Below are 21,648 nucleotides of genomic sequence, written 5' to 3'. Positions count from 1 at the left end.
CGTGAGGCTTCCGTTTGCAAACGGCGTCAGCCGCGCCAGCAAGCGCTGGTCCTTGTGGGCGCTGCTGGTGGCGCTGCTGGTGGCGCTGCTGGGCATTCTGGTGTGGCTGGCGGGACGTTATGAGTCCAGCATGGTGCAAAGCCGGCTGGAGCATGACGCAGCGGAAGCCGTAACAGACATCCGCTCGGGACTGACGCGCAATATCCAGACCTTGCAGGCGCTGCAGTCCAGCGACCGCACGCCGGAGCCGTGGCATTCATCCGCCGCCGAGCTGCTTCGCGAGCGCCGTGAAATCATGCGGCTTGAATGGCGCAACGAAGCGCTCGATGTGCTCGGGTTTGTGGAGACGCCCTATCGCACCTCGGTGTTCGAGCGGCTCGGGCGGGGCAGTTTGCAAACCGACGTGGGCCTGACCTGCACCACGGCCCGGCGCCTGAGCGGTGCGGCTTACTCCATCAGTTATTTCATGCCGCAGCGCGATGGCCTGGGCCTGGAAGTGCTCGACATGTGCCTGCCCGTCGTGGTGGCGGGGCGACTCACGGGGTATAGCGTGGTCACCTATTCGCTGCAGGACATTCTGGGGGAACTGGTTGGCCGCCAGCTCGCCCGGGGCATCGGCCTGTCTTTTACCGAAGCTGACGGCACGCGCCTGGCCCTGCAAGGCGTGCCTTCGCGCGGCAGCCGTATCTATATTGCGCAACAGCTGCTGGACCTGCCCGGCAATACGCTGGTGGTCAGGATGGAAAGCCGGCTGGGCACGCCGGCCCTTTTCCCCAATGTGCTCACCGCGCTGGTCACGGCCATGTCACTGGCGCTGCTTGCCGTGCTGTACCTCCTCGCCAGGGATATGCGCCGCAGGCTGAAAGTCGAGCATGACCTCGGCGAGGCCCTGGCTTTTCGCAAGGCCATGGAGGACTCCGTGCTGACCGGCCTGCGCGCGCGCGACCTGCAAGGGCGCATCACTTACGTGAACCCGGCGTTTTGCAAGATGGTTGGCGTGGACGCCAAGGACCTGCTCAACCAGAGCTTTCCCTCACCCTACTGGCCACCCGAACTGGCCGGCGTGTACCAGCAGCGCCAGGAAATCCGGCTGGCAGGTAACAGCCTGCCCAGGGAGGGCCACGAGTCGGTGTTCATGCGGCGCGATGGCACGCGGTTCCCGGTGCTGATCATGGAGGCCCCGCTGATCAATGCCGTGGGCAAGCACACCGGCTGGATGAGCGCGATTCTGGACGTCAGCGAACAGCGCCGGGTGGAAGAGCTTTCCCGTGCCAGCCAGGACCGCCTGCAGGCCACCGCACGGCTGGCGATGGTTGGCGAGATGGCCTCGCTGCTCAGCCACGAACTCAACCAGCCGCTGGCCGCCATTTCAAGCTACGCCACCGGCTCACTCAACCTGCTGCAGGATGGCATGGACCATGACAAGCCGCTGGCAGCGAACGCCAGCTCAGCGGTGGCGCCGTTGTCGGAAGATTTGCAGCTGGCCATGCGCCGCATTGCGGAGCAGGCCGAACGCGCGGGAAAGGTCATCAAGAGCGTGCATGACTTCGTGAGGCGCCGCGATCAGGTGCGCGAAGCCGTGCAGCCTCGCGCCCTGCTGGACGCCATCATGCCGCTGGTGACCCTTCAGGCACGCAAGCTCGGCGTGCGCGTGGTGATCGAGGTCGACGAGACCTGCACGCCCGTGCTGTGTGACCGCACCATGGTTGAGCAAGTGCTTCTCAACCTCTCGCGCAACGGCATGCAGGCCATGCAGGCTGTGACCCATGAAGGCGGGGCGGCGGAGGCGGCTTCGCGGGAAAAAGTGCTGACGCTGCGTATCCGTCCGGCCGCATCGAACGCGCAGAGCCGCTGGGTGGAATTTTCGGTGACGGATTGCGGTGAAGGCATTCCCAGTGAAGTGGCCGAGCAGCTCTTCACGCCATTTTTCACCACCAAGGAAGAGGGCATGGGGCTGGGCCTGAGCCTGTGCCGCACGGTGATTGAGCAGCACGGCGGCTTCCTGGGGTTTGAGCCCGGCCAGCCGCGGGGTACGATTTTCAGTTTCACCTTGCCGGCGGCCCTGCCGCATGATGCAGGTGCGGATACAGCCTGAAGGACACAGCATGGAACCCATTCAAAATGCCACGGTATATATCGTCGACGACGATGCCAGCGTGCGCGACGCGCTGGCCTGGCTGCTGCGCTCGCGCCGCCTGTTGAGCGAAACCTTCGACAGTGCAGAGGCGTTCGATGCGCGCGTATCCCAGCAATTCGCGGTCAAGTCGCCTTCATGTGTGCTGCTGGATGTACGCATGGCGGGCCTGAGCGGTCTGGCCATGTTTGAGAAGCTGATTGCTTACGGCTTGCTGCCCACGCTGCCGGTGATCTTTTTGACGGGCCATGCGGACGTTCCAACGGCGGTCGACGCGGTCAAGCGCGGTGCTTTTGATTTTTGCGAAAAGCCCTTTTCAGACAACGCATTGGTAGACCGCATTGAACAGGCGCTGAACCATTCCGCCGGGGCCCTGGCGCAGCACAGCGAGTCGACGGGCCTGCAGGCCCGTCTCGACGGCCTGACAGACCGTGAGCGTGACGTGATGAAGCTGGTGGTGGGTGGGTTGCCCAACAAGCTGGTGGCGGACCAGCTTGACATCAGCGTGCGCACGGTGGAGGTCCACCGTGCCCGGGTTTTTGACAAAATGGGTGTCAAGTCGGCGGTGGAGCTGGCCAATCTGCTGCGTAACCTGTAATTGCAGCGCTGCGCCGGGCTTATTTTTTTTCGGGCTCTGCCGGGGTCTCTGAGTGGACCGATTCCTTCAATTCGCCATTTTTACGGCCCGAAAACATCGTCCACCACACAATGAACACCAGCAGCAGCAATGCCCCCAGGGCTTCGAGCAAAAGTAGGGCCATGACATTTCCTTGGATTTCAAAAGAGGCTTCGATGCTTGTGCTGCCGTCAATGCGTTCCATGCGGCTTGTCCCAATTATCGCCATTGCGGCGCTGCTTGCTTCCTGCGCAAGCCCGCCCCGGCCGCCTTCGACCGTCCCTGCGGGCGAGCCCACAGCCCCGGGCGTGCGCGCCGGCGATACCGGCCCATTGCCTGCGCCCATGGTGCAGGGGAAAAGCCGCTGGGTCGCGGTCCGCTGGGCCGAGTTGCCCGGCTTCGAGGAAGACGCGCTGTTTGAGGCCTGGAACGCCTGGCTCAAAAGCTGCGAGCGTCCCGGCCCGGGTTTTGCGCCGCTATGCGGCGATATCCGGCGCCTCAGCATTGCGTCTGCCGATGAGCAGCGCAACTGGATGGTCAGGCGGCTGCAGCCCTACCGGGTGGAGAGCCTGCAAGGCGTAACCGAGGGGCTGTTGACCAGTTACTACGAGCCTGTGCTCAGGGCCAGCCGGCAGCCCGTTGCGGGTTACGAGGTGCCGCTGTACCGTCCTCCCGCATCGCTGGGCAGCCGCAAACCGTGGTTCTCCCGGCAGGAAATCGACACCCTTGCTGAAGCCAAAGCGGCGCTGCGCGGCCGCGAGATCGCCTGGCTGGTCGACCCGGTTGAGGCGATGTCGCTGCACATACAAGGCTCGGGCCGGCTGAACATCACCGAAGCCGACGGCTCGCAGCGTGTCGTGCGCGTGGCCTACGCAGGCACGAACGAGCAGCCGTTTCGCAGCGTGACCCAGTGGCTGCTGGAGCAGGGCGAAGGCCGCATGACGGCGCCCTGGGTGGAGTCCACCAAGGCATGGGTTGCGAAAAATCCGCAGCGCGCCCAGCAAATGCTCTGGAGCAACCCGCGCTACACTTTTTTCCAGGAGCAGCCGCTGAGTGAGCTGGATACCGCCTTTGGACCCAAAGGTGCGCAGGGCGTGGCGCTGACACCGGGCCGTTCCATTGCAGTTGACCCGGGAAGCATTCCCTACGGCACGCCGGTGTGGCTGGCGTCCCGTGGCGGTGCGGCCAACCTGCAGAAGCTGGTGCTGGCGCAGGACACCGGCAGCGCCATTGTGGGTGCGGTCAGGGCCGATTATTTTGCCGGAACCGGCCCCGAAGCCGGCCTGCTGGCGGCACGTGTCAACCAGCCGCTGCGGCTCTGGGTGCTCTGGCCGAAGTGAGTGCTCAAAACGTTGGGCAAGCTGAAGGAGATTCCATGAAACAACTGTCGGCCCGAACCGGGATGGCCTTGGTGGGGGTGACCGGAGCGCTTGTGCTGGCAGCCTGCGCGGCGGGTGGCGGGCCTTCGCCTGCCGCGCAGTACCGCTGCGAACACGGCGCTGACTTCAAGGTGAAGTTTGTGGACGACACCGCCGTGCTGGATAGCGCCGGCGGCTCGGACCTGCTGTTTCGTGACGCAGGCGGCCAGGGTGCGCAGCAGACGGTGTACAGCAATCCGCGGATGCGCGCCGAGTTTGGCCTGGGCGCCAGCGGCCGCGAGGCGGTGCTGCGTTATCCGCTGCTGCCGCTGACGGCACACTGCGTGCGCGACTGATTCCCTGTAAAACCTCTTTGCGTTGTTGTGCGGACCTGCCGTGCCAAAACCGCTTCACCGCGATTTGTGGGCGGCTTCTTCTAGCGCACGGAGAGGCGGACTTCCACCCTCATACCGTCCCGACGGGTCGATTGCCGGCTGTCGGCGATGCCGCTGCTGCTGCCGGCGCTCGCATCGTCCGACTCGGCCACGGTGACCCATTCCCCGAGGCGAACGGTCAGCGAGGTGCTGGTGGACGATGAGGACAGGGGAGCCTGCGGCGACGAGCCTGTGCGGCTGGCCTGCCCCGCGGCCAGTTCCAGCTCCACGCTGTCGCCGCCGTACCAGGTGGGCCTGGCTGAAAAGCCGCTGTTAGCCTCGATGAACACGGTGCCGGCCTGGCGCGCCTGTACCAGCCGCAGCGGCTGGCTGTTGCCCAGGTTGATGTTGGCGTTGCGGCCATTGAGTACCAGCACGCGCTGCACCAGGTCGCGTGAATCGCTGCGCTGGCTGTCCTGGGCTGTGATCTGGGCATTGAGGCCCGAGCGGCCCGGTTGCAGCACAACACCGCCCTGCGCGCCCAAGGCACTCTGGGAGCGCAGGCTGCTACCGGCCTGCCGCACTTCGATCTGCAGGTTGCGCATGGGTAGCGCCTCCGGACTTGCTCCTGAATTGATAGCGGGTTGCGCTTGCAGGGCGGGTGCCAGGGCCATAAAAAGCATAAAGGCCAAAGAGGCGGGGCTGGAAGATGGTTTCATGCGGGGCTCCTTGAAGCGTTGTCTTGCAGGTGTTTCATGCGCTGGCTGTTGTGAACAGCGAGCGAATTTGGTGCTATTAAATCAATAGCTGATTGCGCCCGTCAGTAAAGGGTTGCAAGCACTATTTACTTGAATTTTAGACTGTAACCCGCGTCAGGTGCCCGAGCGGCAGTGCGCTGCTCGCCTTGACCTCACCCAGCGAAAAACTGGTGTGCAGGTCTTTCACATTGGGCAGGTTGATCAGGTTTTGCAGCGCAAACTTGCTGAAAGCCTCCAGGTCTTGCGCTACCACCTGCAGCTCGAAAGTGCCGGTGCCGCTGATGTAGTGGCAAGAGACGATCTCCGGCAGCTTCTTGATGGCCTCTTCCAGCTGGCGCGTTGCGTCGCCACTGTTGCGGTCAGCGTCCAGCCGCACAAAGGCCAGAACGCCCAGCCCGATCTTGTGGCGGTTGATCTCGGCACGGTAGCCGGTGATGAAGCCCGATTCTTCCAGCGCCCGCACCCGCCGCCAGCAGGGCGCGGCCGACAGGCCCACACGGGAGGCCAATTCCGTGTTCGTCAACCGGGCGTCGAGTTGCAACTCATTCAGGATCGCGATGTCAAACTTGTCTAATGTTTCCATGTTTGCCACTTTACAGCAATATCCTTTCTGGAAGTGCCATAAATCGGGCAAACAAAGCAAAGACATATCACGGCTGGCGGCATACACTTTGCATGCAACTAGAGGGCGCCCCCTATCCGGGGGTGACCCTTCTGCCGGCCTGCCCACAAGGCGGTACTAAAAAACAGTCCTGGAGACCCACGAACATGAACGCGCCCCTACCTGAACACATCCGCAAAGCGCTAGAGACCGTCACGCTTGACGATAAATATTCTTTAGGCCACGGCCGCGCTTTCATGAGCGGTGTCCAGGCGCTGGTCCGCCTGCCTATGCTGCAGCGCACGCGCGATGCGATCGAGGGGTTGAACACGGCGGGTTTTATCAGTGGCTACCGCGGCTCGCCGCTGGGCGGCTATGACCAGGCCCTGTGGGCCGCCAAAAAGCACCTGGCTGCACAAAACATCGTGTTCCAGCCCGGTGTCAATGAAGAGCTGGGTGCCACGGCCGTCTGGGGCACGCAGCAACTCGACCTGTATCCGCAAAGCAAAAAATTCGACGGCGTATTCGGCATCTGGTACGGCAAGGGCCCAGGCGTGGACCGCTGCTCCGACGTCTTCAAGCATGCCAACATGGCGGGCACGGCCAAACACGGCGGCGTGATCGCCATTGCCGGCGACGACCATGTCTCCAAAAGTTCCACCGCCGCCCACCAGAGCGACCACATCTTCAAGGCCTGCGGCCTGCCGGTGTTCTTTCCTTCCAATGTGCAGGACATCCTCGACATGGGGCTGCATGCGTTTGCCATGAGCCGCTTTTCCGGCGTCTGGTCGGGCATGAAAACCATCCAGGAAGTTGTCGAGTCGTCCAGCTCCATCCTGGTCGATCCGGACCGCGTGAAGATCATCATTCCCGAAGATTTCGAGATGCCGGCCGGCGGCCTGCACATCCGCTGGCCCGACGCGCCGCTGGAGCAGGAAGCGCGGCTGATGGACTACAAGTGGTACGCGGCGCTCGCGTACATTCGCGCCAACAAGCTGAACTACAACGTCATCGCCGGCCCCAAAGACCGGTTCGGCCTGATCGCCAGCGGCAAGGCCTTCAACGACACGCGTCAGGCCCTGGCCGACCTGGGCCTGGACGAAGAGACCTGCCACCAGCTCGGCATTCGCCTGCACAAGGTCAACGTTGTCTGGCCGCTGGAGGCCACCATCACGCGCGACTTCGCCGAAGGCCTGCAGGAAATCCTGGTGGTCGAGGAAAAACGCCAGGTCATCGAATACCAGATCAAGGAAGAGCTCTACAACTGGCGTGCCGATGTGCGCCCCAATGTGCTGGGCAAGTTCGATGAACCTGAAGGCGACCAGTCGGGCGGCGAATGGGGCCGTTCCAACCCGAGCGACAACTGGCTGCTGCGCGCCAAGGCCGACCTGACGCCGGCCATCATCGCCAAGGCGATTGCCAAGCGGTTGAAGAAACTGGGCGTGCCCGCAGACATCATCTCCCGCATGGACGAGCGCCTGGCCGTCATCGAAGGGCGCGAGCGCGCCCTGGCCGCCGGCAAAGCCGACACCGGCGAGCGCGCGCCCTGGTTTTGCAGCGGCTGCCCGCACAACACCAGCACGCGCGTGCCCGAAGGCTCGCGCGCCGTGGCCGGCATCGGCTGCCACTACATGGCAACCTGGATGGACCGCTCCACCTCCACCTTCACCCAGATGGGCGGCGAGGGCGTGACATGGGTGGGCCAGGCGGCTTTTACGACCGACGAACACATCTTTGCCAACCTGGGCGACGGCACCTACTTCCACAGCGGGCTGCTGGCGATCCGCCAGGCCATCGCCTCGGGTGTGAACATCACTTACAAGATCCTCTACAACGACGCGGTCGCCATGACGGGCGGCCAGCAGGTCGGCGAGCGGCCCGAAGGCCATTCGGTGCTGCAGATCATGCAAAGCCTGCGTGCCGAAGGCGTGGCCAAACTGGTCATCGTGACCGATGAGCCGCAGAAATACGACGGCGCGCCGCTGCTCGAAGGCGTGACGGTGCACCACCGCGACGAGCTGGACCGCATCCAGCGCGAGTTCCGCGAGATCAAGGGCACGACCGCGATCATTTACGACCAGACCTGCGCGACCGAAAAGCGCCGCCGCCGCAAACGCGGCACCCTGGTGGACCCTGAAAAGCGCGTGGTGATCAACGAGCTTGTCTGCGAAGGCTGCGGCGATTGCTCAGTGCAGTCCAACTGCCTGTCAGTGGAGCCGCTGGAAACCGAGTTCGGCCGCAAACGCCGCATCAACCAGAACACCTGCAACAAGGATTACTCCTGCGTGAAGGGCTTTTGCCCCAGCTTTGTCACTGTCGAAGGCGGGCAGCTGAAGAAGCCAAAAAAAGACAAGAAAGGCGCACCCAGCAGCCTGTTTGTGGTTCCCGAGCCCGTGTTGCCGGTGGCGGAAAACGCCTGGGGTATCGTGGTAGGCGGCGTGGGAGGCACCGGCGTCATCACCATCGGCCAATTGCTGGGCATGGCAGCCCACATTGAGGGCAAGGGTGTGGTCACGCAGGATGCGGGCGGCCTGGCGCAAAAAGGCGGCGCCACCTGGAGCCACATCCAGATCGCCAACCGGCCGGAAGCCATTTACACGACCAAGGTCGACACCGCCAAGGCCGACCTGGTGATTGGCTGCGACCCGATCGTGGCGGCCAGCAAGTACACGCTCACCGTCATGCAGCCGGGCCGCACCTACGTAGCCATGAACTCGCACGGTACGCCGACGGCGGCCTTTGTGACCAACCCTGCCTGGCAGTTCCCTGGTGGCAATTGCGAGACGGCCGTGACTGCTGCAGTGGGCGCTGACTTGCTCGGTAGCTTCGATGCAGAGCAGGTGGCGGTGCAATTGGTCGGTGACTCGATCTATACCAACCCGCTCATGCTCGGCTTTGCCTGGCAAAAAGGCCGGGTGCCGCTGTCGCATGCTGCGTTGATGCGGGCCATTGAACTCAATGGCGTGCAAATCGACAACAACAAGGCAGCTTTTGAGTGGGGCCGGCGCTGCGCGCACGACCTGGCTGCTGTGCAGGCCTTGTTCAAGGCAGCCCAGGTGATCGAGTTCGTCAAACGGCCCGCACTGGCCGACATGCTGGCCAAGCGGATTGACTTCCTGACGGCCTACCAGAATGCGGCTTATGCGCAGACCTACCAGGCCTTCGTCGAGAAGGTGCGCGCCGCGGAAGCGCCGCTGGGCAAGACGCTGCTGACCGAGGCGGTGGCTCGCTACCTCTTCAAATTAATGGCTTACAAAGACGAGTATGAAGTGGCGCGCCTGCACACCGACACTGGTTTCCTGAACAAAGTCAACGGCATGTTTGAAGGCGACTTCAAGCTCAATTACCACCTGGCGCCGCCCATGATTGCGTCCAAAAACGACAAGGGCGAGCTGCAGAAGAAGCAGTTCGGCCCCTGGATGCTGGGCGCATTCAAGGTGTTGGCTCGCCTGAAAGGTCTGCGCGGCACGCCGCTGGATGTCTTTGGCCGCACGGAGGAGCGGCGCACCGAGCGGGCCCTGATTGAGGAATACAAGGCGAGCCTGCAGGACGTGATGGCAGGCCTGACGGCCGAAAACCACGCCACGGCGCTGGAAATTGCCCGGATTCCGGAAATGATCAAGGGTTATGGCCATGTCAAGGCACGCCACCTGGCCGCAGCGCGGCCCCAGTGGGCCGCGTTGATGGAGTCCTTTCGTACCCCCGGATCTACCGTTCAGCGGGAAGCGGCTTAAAGCCTGGACCGGCGCCGGCCTCGCCGCCGGTCCGGTGTTTCCTTCATGGGACGGCTTTGCTGCGGAGCTTGCAGCGGCCCTTTGCGCGCAACCCGGCTTGAAAAGCCCCTGGCGCGCGCCAGTTACCCCCTTCTGCGGATGCCCCGCCGCATACAATCGTGAACTCTGTGCGCTGTCCGTGCCGGATGGCGCGCGCCAGTGTGTCTTTTAAATCGTTGTGGAGTTAGCCGTGTTCATTTCTTCTGCCTTTGCCCAAACCGCTCCCGCTGCTGCCGCCGGCGGCGACATGATGTCCTCGCTGACGGGCATGCTGCCTCTGGTGCTGATGTTCGTAGTCCTGTACTTCGTCATGATCCGCCCGCAGATGAAAAAGCAGAAAGAGCATCGCGCCATGATTGAGGCGCTGGCCAAGGGCGATGAAGTCGCCACCGCTGGCGGCCTGCTGGGCAAGGTGACCAAGCTGGGCGACGTGTACCTGACCCTCGAACTGGCGCCAGGCGTCGAAGTCCAGCTGCAGCGCAGCGCGATCATTCAGGTGCTGCCCAAAGGCGCTATCACCCCAGCCAAATAAGGCTTTCGCCGGCCGCACCGGCCGGCAGGCCTGACTTTGTTCATCCGTCCATCAGGAACAGCCCTCTCATGAATCGTTATCCGGCCTGGAAGTACGCCATCATTGTGATCGCGCTCATCGTCGCAGCCCTGTACACGCTGCCCAACTTTTTCGGCGAAGCGCCTGCGGTCCAGGTTTCCAGCGCCAAGTCCACCGTCAAGATCGACAGTACGACGATGGCGAAAGTGGAGCAAATATTGAAGGAAGCCGGCGTTACGGCGGATGTCATCGCCCTGGACGGCAATTCCGTCAAGGCGCGGTTTGGCGATACCGACACGCAACTCAAGGCCAAGGACGCGATTCAGAAAGCGCTGGCCCCTGATGCGGGGGACTCCGGTTATGTGGTGGCGCTTAACCTGTTGTCCCGATCGCCTGCATGGCTGACATCGTTGCATGCAAACCCCATGTATCTGGGGCTGGATTTGCGTGGAGGCGTGCACTTCATGCTGCAGGTAGACATGCAGGCCGCGCTGGCCAAGCGTGCCGAGTCCCTGGCCGGAGATGTCCGGATGTCGTTGCGCGAAAAAAATATCCGGCACGGTGGCATCGCCCGCAACGGCCAGGCTATTGACATCAAGGTGCGTGACTCGGCCACGCTGGCATCTGCAAAAGGCCTGATTCAGGACCAGTTTCCAGACCTGCAGACGGTGGAGGTGCCGGAAGGAACCGAGTACAAACTGACGGCCACGATCAAGCCCGAGGCTGCGCGCCGCATCCAGGACCAGGCCCTCAAGCAGAACATGGTGACGCTGCACAACCGGATCAACGAGCTTGGGGTGGCTGAGCCGGTGATCCAGCAACAGGGCGCAGACCGTATCGTGGTACAGCTGCCGGGCGTGCAGGACACGGCAAAGGCCAAGGATATTCTGGGGCGCACGGCGACCCTGGAAATGCGTCTGGTGGATGACAGCGCTGAGGCCCGTGCAGCCATGACCGGGGGAGGCATGGTTCCCTTCGGCTCGGAAAAATTCCCTGATATCAGCGGCAATCCGGTGATTGTGAAGAAGCAGGTCCTTGTCACCGGCGAGAGCCTGACGGATGCCCAGGCCGGCTTCGATTCGCAAAAGCAGGAACCCAATGTATCCCTGACGCTGGATGCCAAGGGTGGACGGGTGATGCGCGAAACAAGCCGCGAGAACATGGACAAGCCGATGGCCATCCTGCTGTTCGAAAAGGGCAAAGGGCAGGCTATTTCGGTGGCAACCATTCGCGGGGAATTGGGTACACGGTTCAGCATCTCGGGTGCCATGAATATCAACGCAGCCAACGATCTCGCCCTGTTGCTGCGTGCGGGCTCGCTGGCCGCTCCCATGGAAATCATTGAAGAGCGCACCATTGGCCCGACGCTGGGCGCCGATAACATTGCCAAGGGCTTTCACAGCGTGTCGTGGGGCTTTGTCGTGATCGTGGCGTTTATGGCGATCTACTACATGCTTTTTGGCCTGTTTTCCGGCCTGGCGCTTGCCGTCAACCTGCTGTTGCTGGTCGCGGTGCTGTCCATGCTGCAGGCTACCTTGACCTTGCCTGGCATGGCGGCGATGGCGCTTGCGCTGGGCATGGCCATCGACTCCAATGTGCTGATCAATGAGCGTGTGCGCGAAGAATTGCGAAACGGTGCCTCCGCGCAAGCGGCGATTCATGCAGGCTATGAGCGGGCCTGGGCAACCATTCTGGATTCCAACACCTCGACATTGATTGTGGGTCTTGCGTTGCTGGCTTTTGGGTCCGGCCCGGTCCGCGGCTTCGCCGTGGTGCATTGCATCGGTATCCTGACCAGCATGTTCTCGGCGGTGTTTTTCTCGCGTGGCCTGGTCAACCTCTGGTATGGCCGCCAGAAGAAGCTCAAGACGGTTTCCATTGGCACTGTGTGGCGGCCCACCACTTCGGGTGCGGTGGCGAAGTAAGCCCACGCCCGGCCCTTTTCCTGAATTTCCCAAGGACTCCAGATGGAATTTTTCAAAATCCAGCGTGACATTCCGTTTATGCGGCACGCCCTGATCTTCAATGCCATCAGCTTTGCCACGTTCGCTTTGGCCGTATTCTTCCTGTTCTCGCGCGGCTTGCACCTGTCCGTCGAATTCACCGGCGGCACCCTGATGGAGGTGAACTACACCCAGGCTGCCGACGTCGGGAAAATCCGCGATACGGTGGCAGGGCTGGGCTTCGCCGATGTGCAGGTCCAGAATTTCGGCACCTCACGCGACGTGATGATTCGCTTGCCGGCACAAAAGGGCGTAAGCACTGCGCAGCAAAGCGACAAGGTGCTTGCGGCCCTGAAGGCTGCCAGCCCGGATGTGACGCTGCGGCGCACTGAATTCGTCGGCCCACAGGTGGGCGAGGAGCTTGCCCACGACGGGCTGAAGGCGCTCGCCATGGTGGTCTTCGGCATCATGGTCTATCTGGCTTTCCGCTTCGAATGGAAATATGCCGTGGCGGCCATCATCGCCAATTTGCACGACGTCGTGATCATTTTGGGGTTCTTCGCTTTCTTCCAGTGGGAGTTTTCACTGGCTGTGCTGGCTGCTGTGCTGGCGGTGCTGGGCTACTCCGTCAATGAGTCGGTAGTGATCTTTGACCGGATTCGCGAGAACTTTCGACGCTATCGCAAGATGAATACCACCGAGATCATCGACAACGCGATCACGTCCACCATCAGCCGTACCATCATTACCCACGGTTCCACCCAGATCATGGTGCTGTCCATGCTTCTCTTTGGCGGGCCGACCCTGTTTTACTTTGCCCTGGCGTTGACCATCGGCATCCTGTTCGGGATCTATTCGTCGGTGTTTGTTGCCGCTGCAATCGCCATGTGGCTTGGCATTCGGCGTGAGGACCTGATGAAAGGGCCGGCCAAAAAAGACGAGGATCCCAACGACCCCAACGCCGGGGCCACGGTGTAAGCTATGACTTAATCATCCTAGGGCGGCTGTGGCTCCAAGTAACAAAAATAGCAGGGTTCTGGTCGAGCAGGCACGTGCGCTGTTTGCGGAGCGTGCTGTACGCGTACTGCCTGCACTGGCGAAAACCATTCAAGACAGGCTCACTGCCGCAGTTGATCAGCCCGGCGGTGTCCGGGAAATGCAGGACCGGCGTGATGCCTGGATGGCTTTCCAGAAAAGTGGTGCCACCTGGGTTCGTGGCACAACCGCCGCATGGACCACTGCCCAGACGATTCCTGCGCCAAACTCGCCCTCGAGGTTTGCCGACAGCGGCAAATTTGAATTGATGGGTAACGACGTGATGGAGGACAAAATCCTTGCTTCGCGGCTCGCGCTTCGGTTGCTGGACTTCGCAAGCTGGGAGTTGAACGACCTCCGGTTGCGCATCCAAAACCTGGAGGCCGTCACGGAATTGCACAAGCAGGACATTCTTCGCCCCGAGGTGCTTGCCCAGCACATGGTTGAGCAATGGAGTCTTGCATCGCTGCCACGGGATGTCTGGCTCGTTGTCCAGGATGTCATCCAGAAGGACATGGGCACACACCTGCTGGAGACTTACCATGCCACCAACGAGTTTTTGGTGCAGCAGGGGGTGATGGCGGAAATCGACTTACGGCCGCTGGTCAAACGCACACCCTCCGCTGCGGATGCCGGAGCGTCTGCCAGGAAAGCCTCCACTTCCGAGAAGGAACGCGGCAAATTCGGCGGCGAAACCGGCTCCAGGACCGGCGGGTCTGAAGGCGGTGGCGCACGTGGTTTTGGCGGAGGCCAGGGCGATGGGCCTGATAGCCGGGTTCAGGGTGTGGGTGGCGGGCGATCTTCAGCTTCTGCCGGCCGTCAGGGTGCAGCTTCTCGAGGTGCGGCGTCCGAAGGGGCAGGGTCGCAGCCAGGCGTATCCAGGCAAGGCGGCGCAGTCTACGATGAAACCCGCATGCAAACGGCGACGACGCCGCTCGCCAGGGCACGCATGAGGGCCCAGGGTGTGATGGGGCACCTCAAGCGTTTGCTGTCGAACCAGGTCGCAGGCTTCGACGATACCCACCCCACACAGGCGTCGCCTCAGCTCGCGCAGGCCATGGTGAGTGTGCAGAAGCAGGAAGAAACCGGTGCAGAGCGTACCTTGCTCGCAGATGCGCAAGGGCAGATCTATGGCCAGGTGCATGTCGACAATGCTGCTACTGCCTTGCGGGAACGAACCAATACGCTCAAGCAGGCGGCGTCCACCTCATCCGAGAAGGCGACGATTGAAATCGTCGCCCTGATGTTCCAGAGCATTCTTGCCGAAGACCGCATTCCGCCTGTGATCCGGGTCTGGTTTGCCCGTTTGCAGATGCCGGTATTGCGTGTGGCGATTTCCGAGCCAGAGTTCTTTGAGTCGCTGCAGCATCCTGCACGCCGGTTGATCGACCGCATGGGCTCCTGCGTATTGGGCTTTGACGTCACGGTGGCCGGCGGCGCCATGGAATCTGAAGTCAAGCGCATTGTGCAAGTGATAGAGCAGTATCCCGAAACAGGGCGCCGGGTGTTTCAGCTGGTTTATGACGAGTTCGAAAAGTTTTTATCCAAATTCCTTTCCGAGCATGGCAGCGCCGCCCGTGTTGTGAGCGTCGCGCAACAGGTCGAACAAAAAGAGACCATGACGATCCAGTACACCATTGAGATGCGGAACATGCTCAATGACATGCCGGTTCGTGACGAGATCCGCGAATTCCTCTTCAAGGTATGGGCCGAAGTACTGGCCATCGCCGCGATGAAGAACGGGCCGCAGCACGAGGAAACCATCACGCTCAAGCGGGCTGCCGCTGATCTGGTGTGGGCCGCGAGCGCCAAACCGAACCGCAATGATCGCGCCCGTGTGATTGCAGACCTGCCGAAATTGCTGCAGCTGCTGCGCCTGGGCATGTCCATGCTGGGCTTGGGTGTGTCTGACCAGGACGGGCACCTGAAGACCATCAGCGATACGCTGGCCGATGCATTCATGTCCAAAACCGACACCATTTCCCAGGAGCGGGTGGAGATCATGGCCAAACGGCTGATGAACCTGGAAGACTATCTTTCCGATGAGGACGTCGGCGACCTGCCGCTAGATACTGACAGCCTGGTCACCATGATCGGGATCGATGCTACCGACATTGAAGTGATCGCCGATGGTGGCAGCCAGCCCACGGAAGCCATGCGCGCATGGGCCCGGGAGCTCCAGGTAGGTACATGGTTCAGCCTGGACCACAACGGCAAGATCAGTCATGTGCAGTTTGCCTGGTGCAGTGATCGCAAGCAGTTGCACCTGTTTGCTTCTGCCGATGGCCGGAACTTCCTGATCCAGGCTCGTCGGCTCGCGGCCTACCTGCAGTCGGGTTTGCTGGTGCCTACGGAAGAGGAAGCGCTCACGGTACGTGCCACGCGCGACGCGCTTGCCAAGCTGGATGCAAATCCCGAGCGGTTGCTCGGCTAAGGGCCTCGTTGTCCGGCGTGCCCGGGCAACCGGTTCAAAAATGTCGTTTTTGTGCCGCAGTGCTATTCAGTGAGCAAGGCGACCTTCCGCGTCGTCGCACAATTCGTCCAGAACCAGCGCATCGGGTTCTTCGCCGAAGCTCCAATAGACCATCAATACGATGATTTTCAGGTCATCCAGCGTGACGGGGTCGCCCGGTGCCGCCATGGCACGGTCAATCACAATCTCGCGCATGTGCGGAGGCAATACGCCGGACGACTCAAGGAAGCTCACAAATCCCAGGCTCTGTGCGCCGAGTTGTGTTTGCTCGGCAACCGAATAAACGCGAAGGCTGTCGGGGGATTGGGGCTGAATGACCGGATGCGCACCGGGCTCGGTGAGCTCTGACGGGGCACTGGCCGGCAGACTGATTTGCGTGCCTTGGGCGGCGATATTCAAGCCGTCGAGCCAGACGAGGGCCGCCTGGATTTCTTCCGCCTCAAAACCCGCTGCTGTCAGTTTGCGGCCGAGCCGCTGAAGTTCGGGGCAAGCGTCACCTTGCCAGTAATTTTCGTAGACGTACACGAGTACTTCGAACATGCGTCCAATATAACGCAGTTGGCGGCAGCATTGTCAAGCCGGTGAAAAGAGTGCGGTGTTTATGCGTCAGCGCGTCGCTGGAACAGGCCGCCGGGAAGCCTGAACACCTGTCCGTCGAGTTCCAGCTCAAGTAGCTGTGCCTGCAGCATGGCTGTTTCGATCCCGGTTCGCGCCTGTAGTGTGTCCAGGCTCACCACGTCGAATCCCAGTGCGGCGATCAGGGCGGTAGATGAGGGGGACTCGACCAGGAGACCGGTTTCTTTCTCTGTTGACGTATATGCCGCTGCACCCGGCGCCACACCCCGCGCAGGGAGATTTAATTCCTCCAATATGTCCTGCGCAGTTTCCACCAGCTTGGCTCCCTGCTTGATCAGTGCGTGGCAGCCGCGTGACTGGGGCGAATGGATGGAGCCGGGTATGGCAAACACCTCTTTGCCCTGTTCGGCCGCCAGCCGCGCGGTGATCAGCGAGCCGGATTGCAGAGCCGCCTCGATGACCAGAGTGCCCAGCGACAGGCCGGAAATGATGCGGTTGCGTCTCGGGAAGTTCGCGGTCAGCGGTGGCGTGCCGAGCGGGAATTCGCTGATGATCATGCCTTGCTGCGCAATACGGTGCGCCAGCTCGAGATGTTTTTTGGGATAGACACGGTCTAGTCCGGTACCCACCACGGCAATGGTATCTCCGCCGGCTTGCATGGCGCCGTCGTGCGCCGCACCGTCGATACCCAAGGCCAGGCCTGACACAACGCAGAGTTTGGCACCGGCCAGGGCCTTGGCGAATTGGCGCGCATTAGCTTCGCCCTGCGGCGTCGGGTTGCGGCTGCCTACGATGGCTATATGGGCCACGGGGGATGGCGATAACGCCTGCGGCTGGGGTGCATGCTTGCCGAGCATGTAGAGCATCAGCGGGGGATCGGCGATGTCGAGCAAGGCCGCGGGGTAGGCCGCGTCTCCAATCGCGACCACCCGCCGGTGCTCGCCGGCCTGCAACCAGTCCAGCGTCATTTGCAGCTGGGCTGCCAGATTTGGAGGCTCTGCCCTGAGTGCGCGGGCCAATTTCTCCGAACCCAACTGTTCCAGCGCGGCTGAACTCTGGTCAAAAATCGCCTGCACTGATCCAAAAGCGGCTAGCAGCTTGCGGGAATTCTCATTTCCTACGCCCGTTGAGAGGGTCAGGCGCAACCAGGCCTGGAGCTCATGTTTTTCCACGTGATAGCCAGAGCTGAAAGGAAGAAAGGGTCAACGACTTCGAGAACTTGCCCCGAATGTAGGTGGGCTCGGATTACCGACGCCGGTGCGTTGCTTGTCCGCCGGTTAATTGGGGTTGGCGAAACGGTCCCCTACCTTCACGCCGTCAGTCACCTGAAGGACGAGAGCATAGGAAACGGCATCAAAAGTGCGAAACACCATCAACAGGCCATTTCGTTCGTTGGGCAACTTGATCTGCGTGCGGTTACTGTCGGTTTTGTCTTTCAGTCGTTCCCCGTCCTTGAGAATGGCCATGACATGGCCACGTTCCAGGCCATCCCTGGCGCCACGATTGATGACCACGACCTGGTTCTCCGCAGCATTGGTCACGGCACTTCCATAGATAGACACAATCTGTCCGGCAACGGCAGAAGAAGGCGCGTGCGGTATGTAATTCAGCAACTCGCGTGGCGGTTCAACCAACAGCCGGTCACCCACACGCATCTCTTCTTTGGTAGCAACGATGTCGATCGTCGCCGGCACGATTTCGGATTGCAGCTTGCCGTCTTTACCGGCTATTTCCGCAACCGATTCGCCGCGTGCTATTTCCGCCTTGCCGACGTATTGCGCCTCGTAGCCCAGAATCGCCTGGGTCGTCGGATCTTTCAGCGGCGTTGCGTTGCGAAACACCCGGTAATTGACCGGTTCGCCTTTTTCAATGCTCAGGGGTTTGCCGGTGGTGCTGCCGGTGCCGTATTGGCTACGCGCATAGGCGCGATCTCCGCGGCTAAGCAGAACGCGGCCTTCCTGGGCCGCCACAATGCGGGGCGCATTGGAAAGCATGGCCTCGTCGACGATCAAGGCCTCATTCAGGAAGGGCTCGATCAGGTTGGGCGCGATCGTGGGAATGGAGGTGTCTGCCAGGGTTTCAAAGCGGGTGCGCGGAGAAACTCGTACGGTGTCTGTCGGCGGGCCATCGGTTTGGGCCTGGCGGGTTCGCAAAACGGCACGCCCATCGGATTTCTCCAGATAGAGCTGTTGCCCCGGGTAAATGCGGTGAGGGTTGCGGATGTCCTGGAGGTTCATGCCCCATAGCTCGGGCCAGCGCCAGGCGTTTTTCAGAAATAAACCGGAAATTGCCCACAAGGTGTCGCCGCGCTTCACGGTGTAGGTATCGGGCGCATTGGGAGCCAGATCGCCCAGGGGAACGCCTGTCTGGGCCACTTGGGCTGCCGTGGCTTTTTGGTCGGCCGTGATGGGGAAGTTCTGAGCATGCAAGCCGACCGAAATGCCCAAAAGAGCTGCAGCGGCTATTGAAATTTGACTGAAACGACCAGAAATTGTTTGCATCTTGTAGGCCTTCGGCGCTTTTATGGGGCTAGGACGGCGTTTTCGGGGTGCAACCCCGCGAAAAAAACCGTGTTTATATCTTGATAAATCACTAACGATTTTGTACCTAAGCCCTTGATTAAGCAACGAATACACGATTCTGGGAATATCAGGATGCCGAAAAACAGAGAAAAGTGGCGAAAATAGCGACATCTCACCCATTGCCCAGCCTTCCTCCATGAGCCAGTTAACCATTCTTCGTTACCCCGACCCCCGCCTCCACACCGTTGCCAAGCCTGTGGCGGCCGTTGATGCGCGCCTGCGCAAGCTGGTCGACGACATGCTCGAAACCATGCACGAAGCGGCGGGCATCGGCCTGGCGGCAACCCAGGTGGATGTGCATGAGCGCCTGGTCGTGATTGATGTCAGCGAAGACCGGACCCAGCCCCTGGTGCTGATCAATCCCGAGATTGTCTGGGCCAGCGAAGAAACACGCGTGGGCGACGAAGGCTGCCTGTCGGTGCCTGGTATTTATGACGGCGTGGAACGCTCTACCGCCATCAAGGTACAGGCGCTGGATCTAGACGGGAAGCTGCAGGTGCACGCAGCCGAAGGCATGCTGGCGGTTTGCATCCAGCATGAAATGGATCATCTGATGGGCAAGGTGTTTGTGGAGTACCTGTCCCCGCTGAAACGCAACCGCATCAAAACCAAGATGATCAAGCAGAAAAAGGACGAGGAGCGCGACTCGCCCCGTTAACCTGTCCGTACGTACGGACGTCGGCCGTCAGTACCGCGTGCCGGAACCACGGGATTTCCCTAGGAGTCTTTAGAATCGGACTCCATGCGTGTCATTTTTGCCGGTACCCCTGAGTTCGCCCGTGTGGCCCTTGAAAAGCTGCATGCAGCCGGTTTTGAGATTCCCCTCGTACTGAGCCAGCCTGACCGCCCCGCAGGCCGCGGCATGAAACTGCAGGCTTCGCCCGTCAAGCAATGGGCCGAAACCTCACACACGCCCATCGCCCAACCCAGAAGCTTGCGGCTGGACGGCAAATTCCCTGACGATGCCGCCGCGGCGCGCGAAGCCATCACCGCAGCACGCGCGGACGTCATGGTGGTGGCGGCCTACGGACTCATTCTTCCGCTGTGGGTTCTGGATGTACCGCGGTTGGGCTGCCTCAATATCCACGCGTCGCTGTTGCCGAGATGGCGCGGTGCCGCGCCGATTCACCGGGCCATCGAAGCCGGTGATCCGGAAACCGGCGTCACCATCATGCAAATGGATGCCGGGCTGGACACGGGCGACATGCTCCTGACGGAAAAGCTGCGCATCGCACCCGGCGACACCACGGCTTCGCTGCACGACAGGCTGGCCAATCTGGGCGGGCGGCTCATCGTGGAGGCCCTCGAGATCGCTGCGTGCGGAGGCCTGCAGGCGGTCTCTCAGCCCGCAGAGGGCATCACTTACGCACACAAAATTGAAAAACATGAAGCATTGCTGGATTGGTCGCAAAGCGCTGCCGTACTCGAGCGGCGCATCCGGGCGTTCAACCCGTTTCCCGGCGCGGCCGGTGTTGTAGACGGGCAAACCCTCAAGTTCTGGCGTGCCGAAGTTCTGGCGGATGTGCGCCGGCCGGGTGGGGCCGAGGCCGGTGAAGTCCTTGCCGCAGGGCCACAAGGTGTGGACATTTGTGCCGCCGATGGCGTTCTGCGCATGAGCCGGCTTCAAAAAGCCGGCGGCAAGGCGCTGGATGCATCCGAATTTTTGCGGGGATTTGAGATCCGTCCCGGCATGGTCTTCATTCAACCGGATATCGCCAGACAGGGGTGAAAAAAATGACGGGACAGAAAAGGGTGGGGTTTTTGTGAAGACATTCTTCAAGCATCCGGACTTCCGGCTCGGGGTGAGTGAGCTCGCCACCGTCGCGCCGGGTATCGCCGCCTGGGGCCTGATGACAGGCGTGGCGATGGTCAAGTCGGGCATGAGTCTTATCGAGGTGCTGCTGATGGCGGTGCTGGTTTTTGCCGGCAGTTCCCAACTGGCAGCCTTGCCACTTATCGTGGCTGGCGCACCCATGTGGGTGATTCTGGCCACCTCGTTTTGCGTCAACCTGCGCTTCATGGTCTTCAGCGCCCACCTGCGCCCCTATGTGATGCACCAGAGCTTGTGGCGCCGCATGGCTTTTGGCTACGGCATGGCCGACCTGAACTATGTGCTTTTTACCAAACGCTTCCCGCACCCGGCCGCCGATGCTGCCGGCATTGAAGCCCAGGACGCCTACTGGGTAGGCAGCTGCGGCATGAGCTGGGTCAGCTGGGTGGGCGCCACGCTGGTGGGAATCGCGCTGGCCAATTCCATTCCGCTGTCCTGGGGCCTGGGCTTTGCCGGCATCCTGGCGCTGCTGGGCATCATGTGGTCGCTGGCCACCACCCGACTGCGCGCGGTGTCTGCAGCCATCGCGGGTGCCGCCGCTGTCGCCACCTTCGCCTTGCCGCTCAAGTTCAATATCCTGGTGGGCATTGCCGTGGCCGTCATCGTCTGCCTGGTGCTGGAAAAATCAGCGCCGGCCAAGCCTGCGGTATCCACTCCCGGAACCGGAGACGCAGCATGAACCAGACGGATCTCTGGACGGTGGTGACCATCATCGGCATGACGCTGATGACCGTCCTCACGCGCTCCTTCTTTTTTCTCTCCAGCAAGCCCTGGACGCTGCCCGGCTGGGCGCAGCGCGGCCTGCATTACGCGCCCATTGCTGCGCTGGCCGCAGTGATCGTGCCGGAAATGGTGATGACGCAGGGCCACTTCATCGCAACCTGGAAAGACGCGCGGCTCTTTGCAGTAGTCGCCGGCACCGCCTGGTATTACTGGCGTCACGGCGTGCTGGGCACCATCCTGGCCGGCATGGCGGTGTATTTGCCGTTGCATATGGGGTTGAATTGGTAGCCCCCACGGTCGCTCACTTCGTGTAGCTCCCGA

19 protein-coding genes are annotated in these 21,648 nt (G+C 61.6%); 13 read left to right on the top strand and 6 right to left on the bottom strand.

Annotated elements, in window-relative coordinates; genetic code table 11:
- Position 1: 1 nt before the first annotated feature.
- Complete coding sequence (locus AC1DU8_RS22050; protein ID WP_477666958.1) at positions 2-2,095, top strand: two-component system sensor histidine kinase NtrB; 2,094 nt, start codon at positions 2-4, stop codon at positions 2,093-2,095.
- 10 nt (positions 2,096-2,105) lie between these two features.
- Complete coding sequence (locus AC1DU8_RS22045; RefSeq protein ID WP_457282424.1) at positions 2,106-2,732, top strand: response regulator transcription factor; 627 nt, start codon at positions 2,106-2,108, stop codon at positions 2,730-2,732.
- A 19-nt stretch (positions 2,733-2,751) separates the two neighbouring features.
- On the opposite strand, the gene AC1DU8_RS22040 is transcribed toward AC1DU8_RS22045, so the two are convergent.
- Positions 2,752-2,955, bottom strand: coding sequence for a hypothetical protein (locus AC1DU8_RS22040; RefSeq protein ID WP_457282423.1), 204 nt, complete (start codon positions 2,953-2,955; stop codon positions 2,752-2,754).
- On the opposite strand from AC1DU8_RS22040, the gene mltA reads away from it, so the two are divergent.
- Entirely contained in the window at positions 2,945-4,090 is a 1,146-nt protein-coding gene (gene mltA, locus AC1DU8_RS22035; protein WP_477727241.1) for a murein transglycosylase A, read from the top strand. The two genes, AC1DU8_RS22040 and mltA, sit on opposite strands and share 11 nt — an antisense overlap.
- A 35-nt stretch (positions 4,091-4,125) precedes the next feature.
- Positions 4,126-4,464, top strand: coding sequence for a hypothetical protein (locus AC1DU8_RS22030; protein WP_457282421.1), 339 nt, complete (start codon positions 4,126-4,128; stop codon positions 4,462-4,464).
- Positions 4,465-4,544: 80 nt separating this feature from the next.
- Here AC1DU8_RS22030 and AC1DU8_RS22025 read toward each other — a convergent pair whose 3' ends face one another.
- Together AC1DU8_RS22025 and AC1DU8_RS22020 are read right to left on the bottom strand one after the other, a co-directional pair.
- On the bottom strand, positions 4,545-5,201 hold the full coding sequence (locus AC1DU8_RS22025; RefSeq protein WP_477666955.1) for a hypothetical protein: 657 nt from the start codon (positions 5,199-5,201) through the stop codon (positions 4,545-4,547).
- Positions 5,202-5,337: 136 nt separating this feature from the next.
- The gene (locus AC1DU8_RS22020; RefSeq protein ID WP_457282419.1) at positions 5,338-5,823 is read right to left on the bottom strand and encodes an Lrp/AsnC family transcriptional regulator; all 486 of its coding nucleotides are present in this window, start codon (positions 5,821-5,823) and stop codon (positions 5,338-5,340) included.
- A 185-nt stretch (positions 5,824-6,008) separates the two neighbouring features.
- Here AC1DU8_RS22020 and AC1DU8_RS22015 point away from each other — a divergent pair, with 185 nt between their 5' ends.
- From AC1DU8_RS22015 to AC1DU8_RS21995, 5 genes are all read left to right on the top strand, one after another.
- Positions 6,009-9,575 (top strand): indolepyruvate ferredoxin oxidoreductase family protein, encoded by a 3,567-nt coding sequence (locus AC1DU8_RS22015; protein ID WP_457282418.1) that lies wholly within the window; start codon positions 6,009-6,011, stop codon positions 9,573-9,575.
- 229 nt (positions 9,576-9,804) lie between these two features.
- Complete coding sequence (gene yajC / locus AC1DU8_RS22010) at positions 9,805-10,146, top strand: preprotein translocase subunit YajC (protein WP_457282417.1); 342 nt, start codon at positions 9,805-9,807, stop codon at positions 10,144-10,146.
- Between the two features lie 68 nt (positions 10,147-10,214).
- Entirely contained in the window at positions 10,215-12,089 is a 1,875-nt protein-coding gene (gene secD / locus AC1DU8_RS22005; RefSeq protein WP_477666953.1) for a protein translocase subunit SecD, read from the top strand.
- Positions 12,090-12,131: 42 nt separating this feature from the next.
- Complete coding sequence (secF, locus tag AC1DU8_RS22000) at positions 12,132-13,085, top strand: protein translocase subunit SecF (protein ID WP_477666952.1); 954 nt, start codon at positions 12,132-12,134, stop codon at positions 13,083-13,085.
- Between the two features lie 28 nt (positions 13,086-13,113).
- The gene (locus tag AC1DU8_RS21995) at positions 13,114-15,576 is read left to right on the top strand and encodes a DUF1631 family protein (RefSeq protein ID WP_457282414.1); all 2,463 of its coding nucleotides are present in this window, start codon (positions 13,114-13,116) and stop codon (positions 15,574-15,576) included.
- 66 nt (positions 15,577-15,642) lie between these two features.
- On the opposite strand, the gene AC1DU8_RS21990 is transcribed toward AC1DU8_RS21995, so the two are convergent.
- The 3 genes from AC1DU8_RS21990 to AC1DU8_RS21980 all read right to left on the bottom strand — a co-directional run bounded on the left by AC1DU8_RS21990 (position 15,643) and on the right by AC1DU8_RS21980 (position 18,692).
- Complete coding sequence (locus tag AC1DU8_RS21990) at positions 15,643-16,155, bottom strand: Smg family protein (RefSeq protein ID WP_457282413.1); 513 nt, start codon at positions 16,153-16,155, stop codon at positions 15,643-15,645.
- Between the two features lie 59 nt (positions 16,156-16,214).
- Positions 16,215-17,363, bottom strand: coding sequence for a DNA-processing protein DprA (dprA, locus tag AC1DU8_RS21985; RefSeq protein WP_457282412.1), 1,149 nt, complete (start codon positions 17,361-17,363; stop codon positions 16,215-16,217).
- Between the two features lie 105 nt (positions 17,364-17,468).
- A complete protein-coding gene (locus AC1DU8_RS21980) occupies positions 17,469-18,692 on the bottom strand; it encodes a LysM peptidoglycan-binding domain-containing protein (RefSeq protein ID WP_457282459.1) in 1,224 nt (407 codons plus the stop codon).
- Positions 18,693-18,909: 217 nt separating this feature from the next.
- Here AC1DU8_RS21980 and def point away from each other — a divergent pair, with 217 nt between their 5' ends.
- The 4 genes from def to AC1DU8_RS21960 all read left to right on the top strand — a co-directional run bounded on the left by def (position 18,910) and on the right by AC1DU8_RS21960 (position 21,615).
- Entirely contained in the window at positions 18,910-19,431 is a 522-nt protein-coding gene (def, locus tag AC1DU8_RS21975) for a peptide deformylase (RefSeq protein ID WP_477666950.1), read from the top strand.
- An 84-nt stretch (positions 19,432-19,515) separates the two neighbouring features.
- Positions 19,516-20,502, top strand: coding sequence for a methionyl-tRNA formyltransferase (gene fmt / locus AC1DU8_RS21970; RefSeq protein WP_477666949.1), 987 nt, complete (start codon positions 19,516-19,518; stop codon positions 20,500-20,502).
- Between the two features lie 34 nt (positions 20,503-20,536).
- Positions 20,537-21,283 (top strand): AzlC family ABC transporter permease, encoded by a 747-nt coding sequence (locus AC1DU8_RS21965; RefSeq protein WP_457282409.1) that lies wholly within the window; start codon positions 20,537-20,539, stop codon positions 21,281-21,283.
- Positions 21,280-21,615: an AzlD domain-containing protein gene (locus tag AC1DU8_RS21960; protein WP_457282408.1), complete on the top strand. Its 336-nt coding sequence runs from the start codon at positions 21,280-21,282 to the stop codon at positions 21,613-21,615. Before AC1DU8_RS21965 ends, AC1DU8_RS21960 begins: the two co-directional genes overlap by 4 nt.
- The last annotated feature ends 33 nt before the right edge of the window (positions 21,616-21,648 follow it).

The sequence above is a fragment of the Polaromonas sp. P3_A5 genome (genome assembly GCF_056403055.1).
This window is presented reverse-complemented; position numbering and strand designations above follow the sequence as displayed.